Origin of the sequence: Streptomyces sp. NPDC051976, from assembly GCF_040680795.1 — a bacterium.
Lineage (GTDB): Bacteria > Actinomycetota > Actinomycetes > Streptomycetales > Streptomycetaceae > Actinacidiphila.
The window spans coordinates 76,225-94,494 of sequence record NZ_JBFAXL010000011.1; the positions used below are offsets into that span (position 1 = coordinate 76,225).

18 protein-coding genes are annotated in these 18,270 nt (G+C 73.5%); 6 read left to right on the forward strand and 12 right to left on the reverse strand.

The genetic code is table 11. The annotated features are described in order from the left end of the window. Window positions 1–8: 8 nt before the first annotated feature. From AB0M29_RS14580 to AB0M29_RS14615, 8 genes are all read right to left on the reverse strand, one after another. Entirely contained in the window at window positions 9–866 is an 858-nt protein-coding gene (locus AB0M29_RS14580) for a universal stress protein (RefSeq protein ID WP_365382603.1), read from the reverse strand. 72 nt (window positions 867–938) lie between these two features. Next, on the reverse strand, window positions 939–4,499 hold the full coding sequence (locus AB0M29_RS14585) for an SAV_2336 N-terminal domain-related protein (protein ID WP_365382604.1): 3,561 nt from the start codon (window positions 4,497–4,499) through the stop codon (window positions 939–941). A gap of 7 nt (window positions 4,500–4,506) precedes the next feature. After that, complete coding sequence (locus AB0M29_RS14590; RefSeq protein ID WP_365382605.1) at window positions 4,507–5,454, reverse strand: MoxR family ATPase; 948 nt, start codon at window positions 5,452–5,454, stop codon at window positions 4,507–4,509. A 4-nt stretch (window positions 5,455–5,458) separates the two neighbouring features. Continuing rightward, on the reverse strand, window positions 5,459–7,618 hold the full coding sequence (locus tag AB0M29_RS14595) for a trypsin-like peptidase domain-containing protein (protein ID WP_365382606.1): 2,160 nt from the start codon (window positions 7,616–7,618) through the stop codon (window positions 5,459–5,461). Beyond that, window positions 7,619–8,143, reverse strand: a complete 525-nt coding sequence (locus AB0M29_RS14600; RefSeq protein WP_365382607.1) for a CU044_2847 family protein — start codon at window positions 8,141–8,143, stop codon at window positions 7,619–7,621. A gap of 170 nt (window positions 8,144–8,313) precedes the next feature. After that, entirely contained in the window at window positions 8,314–8,922 is a 609-nt protein-coding gene (locus tag AB0M29_RS14605; protein WP_365382608.1) for a lamin tail domain-containing protein, read from the reverse strand. A 161-nt stretch (window positions 8,923–9,083) separates the two neighbouring features. Continuing rightward, window positions 9,084–9,911, reverse strand: a complete 828-nt coding sequence (locus AB0M29_RS14610) for a VOC family protein (protein ID WP_365382609.1) — start codon at window positions 9,909–9,911, stop codon at window positions 9,084–9,086. Between the two features lie 68 nt (window positions 9,912–9,979). Next, window positions 9,980–10,921 (reverse strand): DUF4232 domain-containing protein, encoded by a 942-nt coding sequence (locus AB0M29_RS14615; protein ID WP_365382610.1) that lies wholly within the window; start codon window positions 10,919–10,921, stop codon window positions 9,980–9,982. Window positions 10,922–11,209: 288 nt separating this feature from the next. On the opposite strand from AB0M29_RS14615, the gene AB0M29_RS14620 reads away from it, so the two are divergent. Both AB0M29_RS14620 and AB0M29_RS14625 read left to right on the forward strand, forming a co-directional pair. After that, window positions 11,210–11,632: a DUF6325 family protein gene (locus tag AB0M29_RS14620; protein ID WP_365382697.1), complete on the forward strand. Its 423-nt coding sequence runs from the start codon at window positions 11,210–11,212 to the stop codon at window positions 11,630–11,632. Between the two features lie 37 nt (window positions 11,633–11,669). Further along, complete coding sequence (locus tag AB0M29_RS14625) at window positions 11,670–11,954, forward strand: SHOCT domain-containing protein (RefSeq protein WP_365382611.1); 285 nt, start codon at window positions 11,670–11,672, stop codon at window positions 11,952–11,954. A 42-nt stretch (window positions 11,955–11,996) separates the two neighbouring features. Here the strand turns inward: AB0M29_RS14625 and AB0M29_RS14630 are convergent, their stop codons facing one another. Continuing rightward, window positions 11,997–12,653 (reverse strand): GAP family protein, encoded by a 657-nt coding sequence (locus tag AB0M29_RS14630; protein WP_365382612.1) that lies wholly within the window; start codon window positions 12,651–12,653, stop codon window positions 11,997–11,999. Between the two features lie 246 nt (window positions 12,654–12,899). Here AB0M29_RS14630 and AB0M29_RS14635 point away from each other — a divergent pair, with 246 nt between their 5' ends. Next, window positions 12,900–13,259 carry a hypothetical protein gene (locus tag AB0M29_RS14635; protein WP_365382698.1) on the forward strand — a complete coding sequence of 120 codons (360 nt, stop codon included), beginning with the start codon at window positions 12,900–12,902 and terminating at the stop codon, window positions 13,257–13,259. Window positions 13,260–13,450: 191 nt separating this feature from the next. Here AB0M29_RS14635 and AB0M29_RS14640 read toward each other — a convergent pair whose 3' ends face one another. After that, window positions 13,451–13,741: a hypothetical protein gene (locus AB0M29_RS14640; protein ID WP_365382613.1), complete on the reverse strand. Its 291-nt coding sequence runs from the start codon at window positions 13,739–13,741 to the stop codon at window positions 13,451–13,453. Window positions 13,742–13,829: 88 nt separating this feature from the next. On the opposite strand from AB0M29_RS14640, the gene AB0M29_RS14645 reads away from it, so the two are divergent. Together AB0M29_RS14645 and AB0M29_RS14650 are read left to right on the forward strand one after the other, a co-directional pair. After that, on the forward strand, window positions 13,830–14,951 hold the full coding sequence (locus tag AB0M29_RS14645; protein ID WP_365382614.1) for an ATP-binding cassette domain-containing protein: 1,122 nt from the start codon (window positions 13,830–13,832) through the stop codon (window positions 14,949–14,951). Then, entirely contained in the window at window positions 14,948–15,775 is an 828-nt protein-coding gene (locus AB0M29_RS14650) for an ABC transporter permease (protein WP_365382615.1), read from the forward strand. Before AB0M29_RS14645 ends, AB0M29_RS14650 begins: the two co-directional genes overlap by 4 nt. Window positions 15,776–15,805: 30 nt before the next feature. On the opposite strand, the gene AB0M29_RS14655 is transcribed toward AB0M29_RS14650, so the two are convergent. Then, window positions 15,806–16,453, reverse strand: a complete 648-nt coding sequence (locus AB0M29_RS14655; protein WP_365382616.1) for a hypothetical protein — start codon at window positions 16,451–16,453, stop codon at window positions 15,806–15,808. 366 nt (window positions 16,454–16,819) lie between these two features. On the opposite strand from AB0M29_RS14655, the gene AB0M29_RS14660 reads away from it, so the two are divergent. Further along, on the forward strand, window positions 16,820–17,644 hold the full coding sequence (locus AB0M29_RS14660) for a serine protease (protein ID WP_365382617.1): 825 nt from the start codon (window positions 16,820–16,822) through the stop codon (window positions 17,642–17,644). A gap of 58 nt (window positions 17,645–17,702) precedes the next feature. On the opposite strand, the gene AB0M29_RS14665 is transcribed toward AB0M29_RS14660, so the two are convergent. Continuing rightward, the gene (locus AB0M29_RS14665; protein WP_365382618.1) at window positions 17,703–18,203 is read right to left on the reverse strand and encodes an NUDIX domain-containing protein; all 501 of its coding nucleotides are present in this window, start codon (window positions 18,201–18,203) and stop codon (window positions 17,703–17,705) included. Between the last annotated feature and the right edge of the window lie 67 nt (window positions 18,204–18,270).

Below are 18,270 nucleotides of genomic sequence, written 5' to 3' on the forward strand. Positions count from 1 at the left end.
GAGGGCCGTCACGGCCCTTCGTGCGGGACGACGGCGACGGGTACGCGTGCGTGGTGCAGCAGGGTGTGCGCGACGGCCCCGATGTGCGGGGCGAGCCGGGAGCGGTCGACGCGGCGGCCGATGACCAGCAGCCCGGCGCCGGAGGACACGTCCAGGAGGTGCCGGTCGGCGGTGCCGACGACGGCCTCGTCGATCACCTGTGTGTGCGGGTACTTCTCCCGCCACGGGCTCAGCGCCCGCTCCAACGCGTCGGCGTGCGCCTCGCCACCCGCAGGGTGACCTTCAGGATCGCCGCCGTGGACCACGCGCAGCGGTACGTTCGCGCGCGCCGCCGCGCCGAAGGCGAACGCGAGGACGGCGTCGCCCGGCCCCGCGAGGTCGAGGCCGACGACGACCTCGCCGCTCACCGCGCCGCCGGACTCCTCCGCGCTCCTGACCAGCACCACGGGCACGGGCGCCTGCCCGGCGACGTTCAGGGCGACGGAGCCGAGCAGGAACCCCTCCACCGCGCCCGTCCCACGCGAGCCGAGCACCACCAGGTCGGCGTCATCCGCGGCGGCGAACAGCACCGGAAGCGCCTGACCGGCCGCTTCGTCCGGGCTGACCGACAGAGCGGGGTACGTGTCCCGCAGCTCATCGGCGACCACCGCCGTCGGGCCCTCGCCGGGAACACCGGGGGGTGGTGCGTCGGCCCAGCGCCCCACGGTCGGCTCGACGGCGTGCAGCAGCGTCAGCGAGGCACCACGCCGTACGGCCTCACGCGCCGCCCAGTCGGCAGCGGCCCGACTCTCCGCCGAGCCGTCAAGACCGGCCACCACGGTGCCGTGCACGGCCTCCGCCTCACTGGGGTGCTGCTCTCCGTCCATACCTCCAGCCTTACCCACGGCACCGGACGCCGCCACGCGACGCGGTGTGCGGTGATGCGTCGACGAGCCGATTCACCGCTGTGTCCACTCGATGCCCTCTCGCCCGCGGCCGAAGTCCTCGGCGACCATGGCCGCGAGGTCGACGAACGCCTCGCGGGTCCTGGGCCGCATCTTGTCGAGGTCGACCTCGGCGCCCGTGGCGAGGTGCTCGTCGAACGGCACCACCTGCACGCCGCGGCAGCGGGTCCGGAAGTGGGCGACCATGTCGTCGACCTTGATCGCCCCGCCGGTCTTCTCCCGCACACCCGCGATCACCGTGATGCTGCGCGCCACGAGATCCGCGTAGCCGTGCGCGGAGAGCCAGTCCAGGGTGGTGCTCGCACTGGAGGCACCGTCCACCGAGGGCGTGGAGACGATGATCAGCTGGTCGGCCAGGTCCAGCACGCCGCGCATGACGCTGTAGAGCAGGCCGGTACCCGCGTCGGTGAGGATCACCGGGTACTGGCGGCCCAGCACGTGCAGCGCCCGCCGGTAGTCCTCGTCCGTCAAGGTCGTGGACACCGCCGGGTCCACGTCGTTGGCGATGATCTCCAGCCCGGACGGGGCCTGCGAGGTGAACCGCCGGATGTCCATGTAGCTGTTCAGGTACGGGATCGCCTGCACCAGGTCGCGGATGGTGGCGCCGGTCTCGCGGCGCACCCGCCGCCCCAGCGTGCCCCCTTCCACGTCGGCGTCGATCGCCAGGACCTTGTCCTGCCGCTCCCTGGCCAGCGTGGCGCCCAGCGCGGTGGTCGTCGTGGTCTTGCCGACGCCGCCCTTGAGGCTGATCACCGCGATCCGGTAGCAGGACGGCATCGGAGTACGGATCAGCTGCCGCTTCCGCTCCGCCTCCGCCCGCCTTCCAGTCGGCCAGAACCGCGACAGGCGCCGCTCCGCGGGCGCGGTACTGATGGGCTGAGCGGGCGGCTGCGGTGCCGACTGGACCCCCGCCGCCTGGCTCAACGGTGCCTGGGGCGCGAATTGCGGCGTTCCGGGCCCCTGCTGCCCCCCGACCGGCGGCGTGGTCTGTCCCGTGAGGTGCGCGGCGAAGACATCGGCCACCTCGCGGGCGGTGGGGCGGCGAGCCGGAGTCTCGCGCACGCAGCGTTCGAGCACCGCGCGCAACTCCGGGTGCAGTCCTGGCATGGAGACCGCATCCAGCGCGGCGCGGTCGGGGGCGTACCGCAGCACCTGGCCGCTGGCGGCCGACATCAGCAGCAGGCCGAGGGCGTAGATGTCGGTGGCGGGGTCGGGGATCTCGCCGCGGCCGCTGTCCGGGGTGCGGTACGCCTGCGCCGCCCGTTGAGTCGCCAGCGGCCCCGGCGGTCGGCCGTCGATGTGCGCGCGCGACCAGTTGACGAGGTAGACGGAACCGAACGACACCGCGACGGACCTGGAGCTCAGACCGAGATGGAGCATGCCCTTGAGATGGCAGACGCTCAGCGCCTCGGCGAGCTGCCAGCCGAGGGAGACGAAACGCGGGCTCCGGCTCAGCGGGCCTTCCTCGACGGCCAGTGCCTCCAAGGTCGGTGCAGGGTCGCCGCGCTCGTCGATGATCAACTCGACGGCGAGGTAGGGCGTCCCGTTGTCCCGGCCGGAGTACAGAACACGGGGCGCGTACCGCCCGTTCATCCGCCGCAGCGCTTCGGTCTCGCGTGTCACCATGTCGTGGGCGAGCGCGGTCTCCGGTGTGCGCGGCACCCGGATCACGGCCCGCTGGCCCCGCGGGTCCTCCCCCAGGAAGACCACGACGTCCGCCCCGCCGTCGTTGCGCGCGAGCAGTTCGTACGGTGGCAGCCGCCGCAGATCCTGGGGTCGCAACGGCTCCCAGCCGCGCGAGGCGGACGCGTCGGCCGATCGAACGGTCTCCTGGCGAGCGTCGGAGACCTCCGCCGCCGCCAACGACTCGAATCCCGGCGCCGACTGCGGTGCCTGCTGTGCCTGCGGCGGTGGCGGCGCGAAGCGGATCTCCGTCACGGATGCCGTGGACTCCACGGACTCCGCGGAAGTCTCCGCGATGTCCTCGGCTTCCGGAGCCTCGGAGGCGCCCGGGATCTCCGTGGGGCTCGCGCCCCTGCCGCGCAGCGTCGCCGGGTCCAGGGCGGTGAACGGGCGGACGGCGGCGGGCAGCGTCGTGGTGCCGCCCGGATGCGGCAGCCACGCGGGGAAGTCGCCCGGTCGGCCGCCGAGTGCGCTGAGCCGGGCGGCGACGGCACGGCTGGTGGTGGCCAACTCCGCGGTGGGGACGGCGTCGAGGAGGATCCGACGGGCGTCGGAGGCGAACTGGAAGCTGCGCTGGTGCGGCGGGAGATCGTCCGCGACCGGGCGCATGAGGCCGCCGAGGAAGACCTCCGCCAGATGCGAGGTCTCGCACCCCCACGGCACCGCCTGCTGCACCAGCCGCATGACCGGTACCGACACCGGCCCCAGGACCGCCAGATGCGCGGCGAGCCGGTACGCGGCGGGCGTCGCCGCGTCGCGGAAACGCAGTACGGCGTCGGCGGGATCACTGCCGCGGGTCGGCGCCGGGCCGCGCTGCCGTGGGGCGAATTCGGGTGCCAGCAGCGGTAGTTCCGCGCAGGTGCCGCCGTTCCCGACCAGGCGTGACCAGGCCGCGACCGCGGTGGCCGTGGGCTGGAGCACCGGGATGGGCACCGCGTCGAAGTCCGTCGTCCCGGGCGGCAGCAGCGGATCGTCCACGACCCAGGCGCTGTTGGGCGCCCCGGCTTGACGGGCCGTCACCTTCCAGGTCTCCGCCCGGATGCCGGAGCCCTGCCACAGGCGGGGCGGCAGCACCTGCATCACCGCCGTCGGGCCCATGTTCCCCCAGCGGTCGAGGGCCAGCCGCATACGGCCGTCGCGCCACGCCTCGCCGACGCCGTCGCTGACCACCAGGACCAGGCTGCGTCCCGAGGGGTCGGCGGCGACCGAGGCGGGCAGCCGGGCGCCCTGCCCGAACGGCCGGGACGACAGGTACGGCGCGTCGGTTCCGCGAGTGCCGAGACCGTACAGGCGCATGGCGCGGAAGGCGCCCAACCGCTCCAGCAGGGCGCGCAGTTCGACGCCGAGGCGTCGCCAGAGCAGCATCGACAGGCCGTCGTCCACGACGAGGACGAGATCGAGTCCGCGCTCACGCGCGGGCCGCAGCACCACATCGGACAGCCCGGTCTCGGCGTAGGCGGCGACGGTCGCCGCCTCGTCCATCTCGGAGCGGCGGGCGTGCGGCCGGCTGAGCCGCAGCGGTCGCAGCGCCCATCCCAGCGGCAGCCCGCCCGTGCCCAGCGCGCGGTCCTCGGGCAGCCGTACCGGCAGCACGGCCGCTCCCGGTGCGGAGTCCGTGTCCTCCCGGGGCCGGCCCGCGGCGTGTACGGGGACGGCCGGCGGTTCCGGCGGCGCGGGCAGGCCGTCGGGCGAACTCGGGGCCGCGTCCTCCGGCTCGGCGTCCCCGTCGGGCTCCGGCAGCGGGCCCACGGCCTGGGCCAGTGGGCTGTCCCCGCCCACCGGCACCCGGCGGGCCAGCCACAGGACGTCCAGCAGCTCCTCCGGGGTCAGGGTGACCCCGCAGTCGTCGAGGACGCGCCGCAGCCGTTCCATCCCCCCGTCACACCGTCCGGCCGAGCCGGTGGAAGACGGCGTCCAGCAGTCCCTCCGCGTCGGTGTCCACGCCGCCGACGCGGAGGAACACCGCGTTGAGCAGCTGGTCCGTGGCCAGTTCGCCGGGCGCCCTGCGGTTCTCGAAGGCGTCGAGCAGGTCCTCGGCCTGCGCCAGGCCGTCCGCGCCGAGGTGGGCGGTGACGATGTCGCGGAGCCGTTCGCGGTCCGGCTCCGGCAGGTCGAGCCGGACGCAGCGGCGCAGGAACGCGGGCGGGAAGTCGCGTTCGCCGTTGCTGGTGATGACCACGACGGGGAACTCGCGGCAGCGCACCCGTCCCCGCTCGACGGTCACCCGCGCGCCGAGGTCCTCGGTCAGCACGTCCACCGCCGACTCCTCCTCGGGCAGCCTGGCCAGCTCCGGGATCTCGAACTCGCCGTCCTCGAAGACCGCCAGCAGGTCGTTGGGCAGGTCCACATCGCCCTTGTCCAGCTCGTCGACGAGCAGCACGCGTGGCCGTCCGGTCGCGGCGAGCGCGGTACCGAGCGGCCCGAGCCGCACATAGGTGCCGATGCCGGGTTCCGCCTCGCCGCGGTCGCGGCTGAGCGTGGTCTGCCGCAGCCGTCCGATGGCGTCGTAGCGGTAGAGCGCGTCCTGGAGCGCGGAGCGGCTGTTGACCGGCCAGCGCAGCACCTGCCCGAGGCCGAGTTCGTGCGCGATCGCCTGCGCCAGCGAGGACTTGCCGGTGCCGGGGTGGCCGGTGACCAGCAGGGGGCGGCGCAGGTGGAGCGCGGCGTTCACGACATGTGTCTCGCGGGGGCCGATGAGATACGGGCGGGCGCGCGGCCCTTCGGCGTCGCTGAAGCGCCGCCACGGCGGGGCGGGCGGCAGCACGGGCTCCCTGGCGTGCCCGTCTCCCCGGAAGAGCTGCCAGTCCCGCTCGCTGTTGTCGGTCATGTCCTCACACCTCTGTGCCTTCGGGATCGGCGAGCCACAGTCCGTCCGGTAGCGGCCGGCCGGGGTCCTCCCAGACGAGCGCCGGGCGGGCCGGGTACGTCGCCGGATCCGCGTAGGTGTCGACCCGGAACCGCCGCACCCTTTCCGGCAGACCGTCCAACGGACCTGTGGGGCCCACCGGGTCGAGCCGCGGCGCGTGATCGTATCCGCTCGCGTTCCGGTCCCACAGCACCACGGGAACTCCGAGCACCAGGCAGGCCCGCAGCATGGTGTCGCGGTGCGCCCGCGGCCCGTGGATCACCACCCGGCCGCAGGCCCGCTCCTTCTTCAACCGTACGATCGCCGACTTGGGGTCGGTGGAGCTGCCGTCCACGACGAGAGGTTCCGCGAGGGTGCGGGCCGCCCAACGCTGGGCGAGCGCGGAGGAGTTGCGGCGCGGGGTGCGGCAGCGCAGCACCACGTGGTACTCCTCGCCGAGCGGCGCGGGCAGGTCGGCGTCCGGCCCGCCGTCGTCCCATTCGTCGACGGGGAGCTGGAGTTGGGCGTCGTCCAGCCAGATCTCGACCAGCACCGTGCCGCCGGGCGTGCCGTCGGTGACCTCGGCCGCGTCCCGGATCAGCCGGGCGATCGCCGCGCTGGACAGCGGTCCTTCGGCACCGGTCTCCACCTGGGCGGGGGTGCCGTCCGGGCGGGTACGCCACATCGCGCAGCGGAAATGGTGGCCGGGGTCGTCGTCCCGCCGTTCGAGTTCCACCACGACGGTGCGGCGCCGCCCCTCGTGCTGCCGCGCCGCCCACTCGGCGGCGTCCTGGCGGCGTTCGGCCAGCGCGGCGGCGGGGATCCCCAGCCGCCCGGCGACCCGGTGGGTCCAGGCGCGCAGCGCGGCCCCGTCGGTGCCGAGCGCGGCCAGGTACTCCACGACCCGCAGCAGTGCCGGGACCCTGGGCGTGTCGTGCGGGACGTGCGCGCTGTCCCCGCCGAAGGACTCCAGGGCGCGGGCCGCCTCGCCGAGCGCGCCGGGCGCCAGCCGGGAGGTCCGCAGCGCCGCGGGCAGCCGGGCGTAGGGCAGCGCGCCCCGCGCGGCCCGTGGCAGCAGGGTGCCGTCCGCGGCGGTCAACTCCGCGAGGTGCGCGAGCAGTTCGTCGTACTCGCCGGTCGAGAGCAGCAGTGCGGCGCCCTCGCCGTGGCCGAGGCAGACGAGTTCGTACAGCGCCGCCCACTGCGTGCGGCCGTTCAGCGTCGGGGCGTGGATCTCGGCGAAGTCGGCGGTGCCGCGCGGGTGTTGGAGCAGGAATCCGGCCAGGTCGTGGCAGGTGGGCGCCGAACCGTCCTGCGGGCGGCCCACCCCGTAGCGCTCGGCGAGCTGGCCCGCCCGGTCGGCGCGCAGGACGGGGTCGCCCAGCAGTGCGGCGAGCGGTTGCGCCATGCGCGCGGCCAGATGGGCGTACGGCGTCGCCCCCGGGTCCGCCAGGCCCGTACCAGCCACCTCGCCCGGGACGCCCGCCGCGGCCAGTTCGGTGCGTACGGTCTGCCAGGGGATGGCGATCGTCCGCCGGACGACGTCCTGCGGGGAGAACACGGCGGCCGCCGGGAGGTGCGCCACGACCAGGCCGACGGCGCTGCCGTCCGGCTGGCAGAGCGGGCCGCCGCTGTAGCCGGGGCCGATGGCGGCGCCCGCCAGGTCTCCGTCGAGGTAGCCGAGCGGGCCGTCGCAGGAGCCGACCTCGGCCTTCGCGTAGCTGAACTCCTGGCCGCTGCCGTACCAAGCCACCAGGTGCTGCCCGGCGGTCATCTCGCGCCAGACCACCGGCCGGGCCTGCGGCAGCGGGTCGCCCGCCACCTCCAGCACCGCGAGGTCGCCGAGCCAGGCCATCGCCCCGGGCGCGGCGGGCCGCCGGGGTATCCAGTGCCGTACGCGGGCCTGGCGCCGCGGCGCGCCGGGCAGGGCGGCGAACCCCAGGTCGACCGGGGTGTCGGGCGGCGGCGCCACCGATTCATGGGGCAGGCCGAGGGCGTCGTTGACGACATGCGCGCAGGTCAGCACCCAGCGGCCGGACAGCTGTACGGCGGCGCCCGCCGTGCGGCCCGTCGCGGCCTTGTAGACCGTGACCACGGCCGCGCGGCCGTGCCCCCCGCCGTCCGAGGACGGTCCGAACCACGTCATCTAGCGCGCACCCGCTCCTGGTGCCGGGCCGGACGCGCCGGGCGCACCCGTCGGGTTCGCCTGCGAGGCAGCGGAGGTGGCGGGTGCGGCGGGCAGCCGCCAGGTGGCGGACACCTTCATGCTCGCCTGGCCGTTGGCCCCCACGATCCCCATCTTGAGGTCCTGCCCGATCTGCACGCCCAGCTCGACGCTGACCTCCTGCGGAGGGTTGTCGAGCGCGCCCAGGGAATCGTGCACCTCCTGGATCACCAGCCCGAGCGGCCGCAGTGCCCCGCGCAGCGTCCCGGCCGCGAGTGCGGCGCCGCGCGAGCCGCGTCCCGCCGGAACAGGGGTGCTGAACCCCTCGGGCAGGTCGTCGAGTTGGCCGTCCCACGCCTCGCCGTTCGCAGCGTGTGCGGCGTCCGGTCTGCCGTCCGACGGGTCGCCTGAAGGGTCGTCCGACACGGGAGGTTCCGCTCCGACGGGGGCGAGCTCCAGACGGACCACGGTGTCGTCGGCGAGGCGGAATTCGGCGAAGTCAGGCACTCCCCCATTGTGCCGCTCCGCCCAACGGCCGGGCGGCGGTTGGGCGCAGAACGCACGGATCTTCCACGGCACCCGGCCGACGTCCCAACACGCGGCAGGGGCGGGACACATGGCGTGTGTCCCGCCCCTGCCTGGCTCAGGAAAGGGTGAACTCGGCGATCAGGACGGGGTCAGCGGTGACCGCGGTGGCCGTGGTCGTCACCGCGGCCCTGTCCGTGGTCGTCACCGCGGCCCTGTCCGTGGTCGTCACCGCGGCCCTGTCCGTGGTCGTCACCGCGGCCGTGGCCGTGGTCGTCCGCGCGGCCGTGGCCGCGGTCGTCACCGCGGTGGCCCCAGGACTCGGTGTCGACGACGTGGCCGCGGTTGTCGCGCAGGGTGGCGGTGTCGGCGTGGTTGTCCCACACGTAGTCGCGGCGGTCCTGGTAGACGTCCCGCGCGGTGTCGCGGCCGACGCCGGTGTGGACGCGGACCGACGCGTGCGCGGCGAGCCGCAGGTGGCCGAAGCGGTAGGTGTGGCGGTCGGAGCTGGAGAGCGTCCAGCCCGCCAGATCCACCCCGTGCCGCCCGGTGTTGGCGACGGTGACCCACTCCTCGTCCAGGGACCGGACTGAGCGGTTCTCCGGCCCGGGGCTGTCGTACTGGATGGCGCCCAGGACCACGGAGGAGCGCTGCGGGAAGCGCTGGTGGTGGTCGGCGGCGGACGCCGGGAGCGCGGCGGCGGCGAGCAGGGCGCCGGAAGCCAGCGCGGTGGCGACGAAGCGGGTGGTGAAACGGGACACGAAGATCCCCCTTCGGGCAGGGGCACGGCACTTACGGCCGTACCAGGTGGTGCGAATCCCGGCGTCTTGCCGAGGACCCCACCTTCTCCGCCACGAATCGCCCAACGGCGTGCGAAACGCTACGTGTTACCGAATCCGGACATTCACGAAGAAGTACGACTCTACGGCCGTGGCCGGGCGGGGACGATCGTGAACAGGCCGCCGTCGGGGTCCCGTACGGTCGCGGCGGGGCCCTCCCCGCTGTCCGGGGAGAACGGCGTCCGGACCACGACGCTGCCGCCGTTGTCGCGCACCGCCCGCAGGGCCGCGTCCATGTCGTCGACGTTGAACCGTACGTCCCAGTGCGGCCGTTCGAACGGGTCGGGGGCGCCCCGCCGGCCGCCGGGCGCGATGGTGGCGACCTGGAGGCCCGCGCTGCGCAGCACCACCTCGTCGTGCTCGTAGATCACCTCGCAGGCGCCGGGGCGGTCGGCAGCCCATTCGAGGACCCCGCCGTAGAAGATGGCGGCCTCGAAGACGTCGAGGCTGTGCAGCCGCAACTGGGCGGGCTGCTGGTCCCGCCAGGCGGGCCAGGACGACGGCAGCACCCCCTGCCAGATGCCGAACGTGGCCCCGTCGAGGTCGGCGACGAGCGCGGCGCGCCCCAGGGCGAGGGCGATGGGCCCCACGGCGACCGTACCGCTGCGCTCCCTGACCCGCCCGGCGGCCTCGTCGGCGTCCGTGACCGCGAAGTAGGGCGTCCAGGCAACGGCGATCTGGAACTCCGACGCCACCGCGCCGATGCCCGCCACCGGCTGACCGTCACTGAGAGCGACGGAGAAGCGGTCGCCGAACCGGGCCGCCCGGAACCCCCAGCCCAGGACCGCGCCGTAGAACTCCTGCGAGGCGCGCAGATCGCGGGTGGTCAGGCTGACCCAGCACGGCGCCCCGAAGGCCGCCGCGCTGGACAGCTCCGCTGCCGCCTCACGCGCGGCGTCCTCCTTGCCCATGTCGCTACCGTCTCATCTGCGCGCCCGCCGCGCCTGGCCACGCCCGGCCACTCCCCGGCCCGGGCCGCTCAGCGGGCGAGGGTGTCGTCCTTCTTCCAGGGGCCGACGGCGAGCCGGCCGGTGGTGCCGAGGTCGAGTTCCGGGATGACGGTCACCGGGGTGGCGCCGGGCTTCGGCCATACGCGGACGTACGGGGCGTTCACGGGGTCGCCGACCCCGGCGGCGACGGTGTTGCGCCAGACCAGTTCGGCGCGGGCGTACTCGCCGGGCTTCAGGACCAGGGTCTGCGGCGGGCCGTCGGCCCCGGTGCCGGTGGCGACGGCGCTGCCGCCGTGCAGGATCCGCACGCCCCCGGGTGAGCGGTGGTCCTCGTCGAGGATCTGGAGGCGGGGGTAGCCGTCGAGCCGGAGCGGGCGGGTGCCGCAGTTCCGCAGGTGGAGGCCGACCACACGCAGGCCCATGGCGGCGTCGCCGTCGTCGGCGTACACATGCGTTCCCGAGGGCGGGCACGGGCCGCTCGCCGTGGCGGCCTCCGCGGTGGGGACGCTGCGCACCTTGGTGATCCGTACGCCCGCGGCGCGGCCCGCTCCCGAGCCGTCCTCGGACGCGGTGACGGTACGGGTGACCGTCCGGCCCGCGGCGACGGCCGGCACGGTCTCGGTGGCGGTCCGGAGCGCCGCTCCGGAGTCCGACGTGAAGGTGAAGGTGATCGTGTACGTGTAGGGCTCGGAGGCGTGGTTGGCGATCCGGTACTCGGCGCAGGCACGGCCCGGGTCCGTGCCGGTGATCCGGACGCCGTCCTTTTCCGCCTCAGCGGTACCGGCCGTACCGGTCGTGCTGGAGGGCCGCGGCCCGCAGAGTGAACCGGCCGAGAGGCCGGGGGACGGCGCCTGAGCGCGGGTCAGCCCGTCGTCGCGCGTGTCGGCCCGCTGCGAACCGCAGGCGGTCAGCAGCAGGGCGGCGCCAACAAGGGCCGCGGGAAAGGCGATTCGGGCACCACGGTTGTCCATGCGCCGAGTTGATCACACCGCACCCCGGCGGACCGTGACCGGGACCACACCACCTGTCGCAGTCATGTCACAGCCCTCCGCAGAGCGGCCCTCCCGAAAAGGACGGGCCGCCTTTCCGGCGATCGCTCCCCGGCGTGCAGTGCGCTCGCGGCGGTGGTGCAATGGTAAGGGTGGTGCCTCCCGTGCTGTGAATCGCGGAAACCCGAGAACCGAATCACACGAGGAGTCGACGTGAGCGACGACATTCCCACGTATACAGGGTCTTCCGAGGCCGCGGAGATTCCCGAGATGGGTCCCATCGATTACCTGATCGTGGAATTCCCGGGGAACCGCATGACGGGTGAGGCTCTTCCCTTGCTGGTCGATCTGGTCGACCGCGGAATCATCCGCATCATGGACCTGATGTTCGTACGCAAGGATCTCGACGGATCCGTGGTCGCGATGGAGATCGCGGACCTGGACGGGGACGGCGAGCTGGATCTGACCGTCTTCGAGGGCGCCTCCTCCGGGCTGCTCGGCGACGAGGACCTCAACGAGGCGGGCCACGCCCTGGAGCCGGGGAACTCGGCGGGGATCGTGGTCTACGAGAACCTCTGGGCCGCGCCCTTCGCGGCGGCCCTGCGGCGGGCGGGCGCGCAGGTCGTGGACAGCGGCCGGATCCCGGTGCAGGAACTGCTGGCCACGCTGGAGGAGTCGGAAGCCGGGGTCTGAGCGGGGCGCGAGCCGTCGCAGAGAGAGGAAAAAGGACATGCCAGGTCTACTTCGCGGAGTCGCCAGGACGGCGGTCGTCGCCGGTACGGCCACCGCGGTCTCCAACCGGGTGTCCCGGCGGCAGGCGGGCCGCTGGGCCGAGCAGGAACAGCAGCAGGCCGTCGCCCAGCAACCGGCTCCCGCCCCGGCCCCGGCCGCCGCTCCGGCCGACAGCATGGACGCCAAGATCTCGCAGCTCAAGGAGCTGGGCGAGCTGAAGGCGCAGGGCGTGCTGACCGAGGCCGAGTTCGCCGCCCAGAAGGAGCGCATCCTCAACGCCTAGAGATGCCGCCGGCCTCCGGCCGCCGACCGCCGTAAAGCGCCGCTACGTGACCAGCTGGTAGATGCTCTTGGCCATCAGATACAGGCCGAGCAGCAGCGACAGGGTGACCACCACCTGGTCCTGCTGGCTCTCCAGCCGGCCGCGCAGGCGGTTCAGTGCGGCCCTGGCCGGGCCGGGCGAGAAGACGGCGTACAGCTCCATGATCAGCAGGCTGGCGCTGGCCAGCACGCAGAAGCCGATCAGGGCCAGGGCGGAGCCCGGGGAGGAGGGGTCGCTCTGCACGGCGGTGGCGGCGCCCGCGCCGACCATGGCCCACGGCTGCGTCAGGAAGGCCGCCCCGGCCGCCGCCCAGTACGAGGCGTTGTCCAGCCGCGCCAGCCACTTGGGCGGCCGCCGCTGCTTTCCGCTCCGGTCCACGGGCCGGCGGCGCTTGCGCTCGCCGAAGACCACGAGCACCGCGCCCAGGGTCAGTTTGACCGCGAGGGCGGCCGTCGACGGCGCGGTGTGGGGAGCCGGCGGCTTGCCGCCCGTCAGCAGCAGCACCACACCGATCACCACGACCAGGTTGGCCAGCCACCCGAGGGTGAAGACCAGCCCCTTGCGCACACCGCGCTCGCCGGAGAGCAGCAGGATGAAGACGGTGTTGTGGAATGGCCCCAAGGTGATGGCCGCGCCGATGAGGAGAAGGTCAACGACCACCAGCCGACCATCCTGGGCCGCCCGCGCCGAGTCAAGCGGACCACGGCTTCCTTCCCCCGAATGGCTCCGGACTGCCGATCGGCGTTCTCCGTGCGAAGCTGGAATCGCGGGCACGCCGAGTGCCCGCCGGTCATGGCGACAAAGCTCCGAGAGGAGTCAGAAATGACCACGAGTGATATCCGTCGCGACGACGTCGACAACGCCGGATTCGGTTCCGGTGGCGCAATATGGCGATCCGGCTGGACGATGTTCGCCGCGATCATGATGGTCTTCGGCGGCGTCATGGCGATATTCGAGGGAATCACCGCCATCGCCAAGGACGACGTTCTCGTCACCACTCGTAACTACGCCTATCAGTTCAACCTGACGAGCTGGGGCTGGATCCATCTCATCCTGGGCGTCCTCGTCGTCCTCGCAGGGCTGGCCCTGTTCACCGGGGCCCTGTGGGCGCGCATCGTGGGCATCTTCCTGGCCGGCCTGGCCATGATCGCCAACTTCATGTGGCTGCCCTACTACCCCTTCTGGGCAACCGTGCTGATCGCCATCGACGCCTTCGTCATCTGGGCGCTGTGCGTCGGCACCAGCCGGGAGTCTCGGGTGGCCTGACCGGCGGCATCCGGGCACGCGACGGCCGGCCGGACACTCCGGTCGGCCACGCGGCGGCCCGTCGACCGGCTCCGGCCGTGCAGGCGGGAGCCGGTCAGCCGAGGCCACGAGAGCACGAGGCCGTCAGGAGGGAGCCGGTCGGTCGCCGGCACCAGCCCGGCGAGCACCGGTCGGTCGACGGCACCGACCCGTCAGGCGCTCCCCGGCGACCCGCCGTTGCGGCCGTCGGCGGCGACCTGCCAGGCCTGCACACCCGCCCGCGAGGCGGCCTTCGCCTGCTCCCACTTGACGGCCGCCTTCTGGGCGGGAGCCTGTTCCATACGGTGCAGCATCCGGCGGCCCGCGGTGAACACGGCGAGGCTGCCGAGCGCCAGACCGGTGACGGTCAGGCCGGCGCCGATGGCGGTGAGTACGGCCGCGGTCGTGATGAGCCGGGTGTCGGCGTCGATCGACGCGGGGGACCGGTGGTGGTGAGCGTTCATGGACCCACCATCGCCCGCGGCGCGGAACCGCACATCCCGGCAGGGGGCAAACGGGGCGTGCCTCCACCGAGTGAGTGAGGTGCATTCCGTGGATCACAGCGTGAGGGACGGCCGGGCCGATGGCGGGGCACACGGCGGAGTCCGGTCCACGGCCGCGAACGAGAGCCGCCCGGCGATCCGCGTCGCCGGGCTCAGCAAGCGGTTCGGGTCGGTCGCCGCGCTGGACCAGGTGGACTTCGAGGTCTGGCCGGGGACGGTCTTCGGTCTGCTGGGCCCGAACGGCGCGGGCAAGAGCACCGCGATCCGCATCCTGACGACGATCGTGCGGCCCAGCGGCGGGCAGGCCGACGTACTCGGGCACGACGTGGTGCACGAGGCGGCCACGGTACGGCGGCTGATCGGGCTCGCGGGCCAGTACGCGGCGGTCGACGGGAACCTCACCGGCCGCGAGAACCTCCGGCTGATCGGCCGGCTGACCCATCTGCCGCGCTCCAGGACCCGCCCGCGCGCGGCCGAACTGCTCGATCGTTTCGACCTCGCCGACGCCGCCGACCGCCCGGTGCGCACCTACTCCGGTGGCATGCGCAGACGTCTGGACGTCGCCGCCGCGCTGGTCCCCGAGCCGCCGGTGCTCTTCCTCGACGAGCCGACCACCGGGCTCGACCCGCAGAGCAGGAACGGCCTGTGGGACATGATCCGCGAGCTGGTGAGCGACGGGACGACCGTACTGCTCACCACGCAGTACCTGGAGGAGGCCGACAAGCTGGCCGAGCGCGTCGTGGTGATCGACCACGGCCGCGTCATCGTCGACGACTCCCCCGCGGCGCTCAAGGCGCGGCTCGGCAACACCGTGATCGAGCTGGACATGGCCGAGGACGCGCGGGCGGCGCGGGCGGCCGAACTGCTGGGCACCCGGCTCGCCGAGGCGCCCGAGGTCGAGGGCGCGCGGATCGGTCTGGCCTCCCGCGACGGGTCCGCCCCGCTGCTGGGCATCCTCCACCTCCTGGAGGAGAACGGTCTCGCCCCGCGCACGGTGGCGGTGCGCGAGTCGAGTCTCGACGACGTGTTCCTGGCGCTGACCGGCCATCGCACCGGCGACGGCGGCGCCGAGCCCGCCCCGCCCGGGAGCGCACCATCGGCACCCTCCGCATCCGCACCCGTACCGTCGGCGTCCGACGGCGGCTCCCCGCACCCCGGCGGCCCGTCGTGACCGCGGCGAGCGCCACCGCCCCGGCCCGCGGAGCGGACATCGGATCCGCCGGGACGCGGATCGGCTGGATCGTGCGCGACGGTCTGGCCATCGCCTGGCGGAACCTCATCGGACTGCGCCGCGTCCCCCGGCTGCTGGTCTTCTCCACCATCCAGCCGCTGGTCTTCGTGCTGATCTTCCGTTACGTCTTCGGCGGTGTCGTGGCACCCGCGCTGCACGGGGTCTCGTACGCCGACTTCCTGATCCCCGGCATCTTCGTGCAGACCGCCGTGTTCGGGGCGATGAACACGGCGATCGGGCTGGCGACCGATATGCAGACCGGCCTGATGGAGCGCTTCCGCTCGCTCCCGATGGCCCGCTCCGCCGTACTGGTCGGCCGGACCACCGCCGACCTCGCCCGGAACGTCTTCGTAGTGGCGATGATGACCGGTGTCGGCTTCGCCATCGGTTTCCGCATCCACGCCGGCGTCCTGTCGTTCCTGTGCGGCATCCTCCTGGTTCTGGCCTTCGGCTTCGCCATGTCCTGGATCTTCGCCGTGGTCGGCATGGCCGTCGGCGACCCCGAGACCGCCCAGGCCGCAGCCTTCCCCGTCCTCGCCCCGCTCGTCTTCGCCTCCGCCGCCTTCATCCCGGTCAACACCATGCCCGGCTGGCTCCAGGCGTTCGCCGACCACCAACCGGTCTCCCGTACCGCCGACGCCGTCCGCGTCCTGGTCCTCGGCGGCCCCGCCACCAACGACATCTGGCAGGCCCTCGCCTGGGACGCCGGCATCGTCGCGGTCTTCGCCCCGCTCGGGGTGTGGCTGTACCGCAGGGCGGTCTGACAGGCGCCGCCCCGCGGTACAGCGACCGGACTACCGGGACAGCCTCGACATCACCTGTCGCACCGTCGCGATGAGGGCGGGCTGGAGGCGGATGAGACCCGGCGGCTGCTGGGGATAGCCGTTGGCGTCGGGCGGGACGCCGCCGGCGCCGGTCCACTGGGTGTCGGCGTCGACGGTGACGGTGAAGACCGCGCCGCCGTGGAGGACGGTGAGGGTCTGGTGGCTGTCGTCGCCGGCGAGCAGGTAGGCCAGGTCTCCCAGGCCGGGGACCAGCGAGACATGGTCGGTGTCGTCGGTGGCGGCGGTGAGGGAGGCCGGGTCGAGGTTGGGCCCGTGCGGGCGGTTGCGGTCCTCGAACTCCGGCCGTGGGTCGGTCTTCTTGTGCAGTTCCACGGTGACGAGCACGGTGTACATGGACTGCCAGTGCTCCCCGACGGTGCCTTCCGCGGTCAGCAGGCACTGGGCCTGGTCGAGCGTGGTGCCCGTCCGCATCTCGGCCGGATTCGCCGCGGTGCGGTCCACGCCGAGGGCGTCGGTGAGCGGCTTGAGGTTGTCGCCCGTGCAGGGGCTGTCGGTGAGCCGGTAGTGGTGCAGGTCGGGTGTGGCGGCGTCACCGTAGCCGGTCGCCTGCAGGGTCAGCGCCCATGCCGCCGAGGTCGCGACGACCGCCCCGAGCACCCATCCCCACGGCCGCCCCCGGGGGGCCCGGAACACGCTCCCGAGGGATGCCCTGGTGGGCGCCGTACTCACCACGTCCGCCCGCGGTAAGTCACCCGGTTCCCCGGGGCCCTCGGGTGGTTCCGCCTCTTCCAGTTCTGTGATCACTGTGAATCCTTCCCCCATGTTCGGCCCACAGTAGGACGGCGGGCGCGCCCGCCCGCGAACCCACCGGTAATGATGACGTGATCTTTACGATGTCCCGCGACAGGGCCCGTGCGGCGGCGTACGAACGACCGGCCGTCCATGCGTCGGCGTGCGCAGGGCGGGTAGGAACGGCTGATCAACGCCCGCCGACGCAACGCGAGTTCCGAGGGGTTCGACGTGATGACGAGGTTCTCCGCCGCCAGGATGTCCGCCGCCAGGATGGTCGTGCTGTTCACGATGGTGCTCGTGGCGGCGGGGGTGCTGTCCGCCGGTCCCGCGGCGGCCGATCCGCCCGCGCCGCCGGGGACGCCCACCGCGACGTCGTTCGACGGGATCTCGACGGTGGGGCCGCTGTTCCGCGGCGGCCTCGACCAGCGCCATTCGTGTACGGCCAGCGTGGTGGCGAGTCCGCGGCACGATCTGCTGCTCGCCGCGGCGCACTGCGTGTCGGGGACGGCGGCGGGGTGGAAGTTCGCCCCCGGCTACGACGGCGGCCGGACCCCGTACGGCGTGTGGACGGTGACGCACGCCTATGTCGACTCCCGGTGGAGCGACGGGCAGGACCCGCAGCACGACTACGCGATCCTGCAGGTCGCCCACCAGGTGATCGACGGCCGCGACGAGGGCATCGAGGACGTGACGGGCGCGAACATACTCGCCCTGGCGCCGCGCTCCGGCGAGCCGATCACCGACGTGGCGTACAACTCGGGCATCGGCGACCAGCCCATCCGCTGCACCACCACCGTCTACGACACCGACGGCTACCCGTCGTTCAACTGCCACGGCTACGTGGGCGGCAGCAGCGGCAGCCCCTGGCTGTCGACCGTCCCCGGCACCCACGAGACCTTCGTCCAGGGCCTGATCGGCGGCCTCCACCAGGGCGGCTGCTACGAGTACACCTCCTACTCCCCCGCCTTCCACCTGGACGTCTACCGGCTCCTCCTGCGCGCGACCTTCGGCGTCCACCCCGACACCGTGCCGCAGGCGGGGAGCGACGGCTGCTGACGGGCGCGGCAAGGCCCGCTGACCTCGCCGACGTCAGCGGGCGCCGGGCCGCGGCCTTTCACCAGGAGAGCGCCAGCGGCTCGTCCGGTGGTCCCGCGGTGAGCAGTGCCGCCAGGGGTGTGGCCAGGTCGCGGGGTGAGAAGAGGTCCGCGCCGTCGTAGGCGGCGATCTCCGGCAGGGACCACCAGCGCGATCCGATGATGTTCTCGGCCGCGAGCGCGGCCCCGGAGAGTTCGCCGCGAGGGGCGAACGAGGTGGTGGGTACGAGGAAGTAGTCGTTGCTGATGCCGTCGTAGCCGGCCGCGTGGCCCGGTGCCAGGACTTCCTGGTGCCACACGTGCGGCGGGTCGGCGGACGGCGGCAGGACGAGGCCCACCTCCTCGCGAAGCTCCCTGCGCAAGGCGTCGAGCGGTGTCTCGCCCGGCTCGACACCGCCGCCCGGGGCCGCCCAGACGACCGTGCCCCGGGGCTCCGGGACCGCCAGCCCGCACAACAGCACCCGGTCCGCCTCGTCGAGCACGAGCGCGCGCACGGCGCGACGCAGTTTCGCGGAGGACATCCCGGCACGCTAGCGGCTCACGCCTGAACGGGTGCGAGTGGCGCGCGAAACGCGCGGCCGTGGTGTG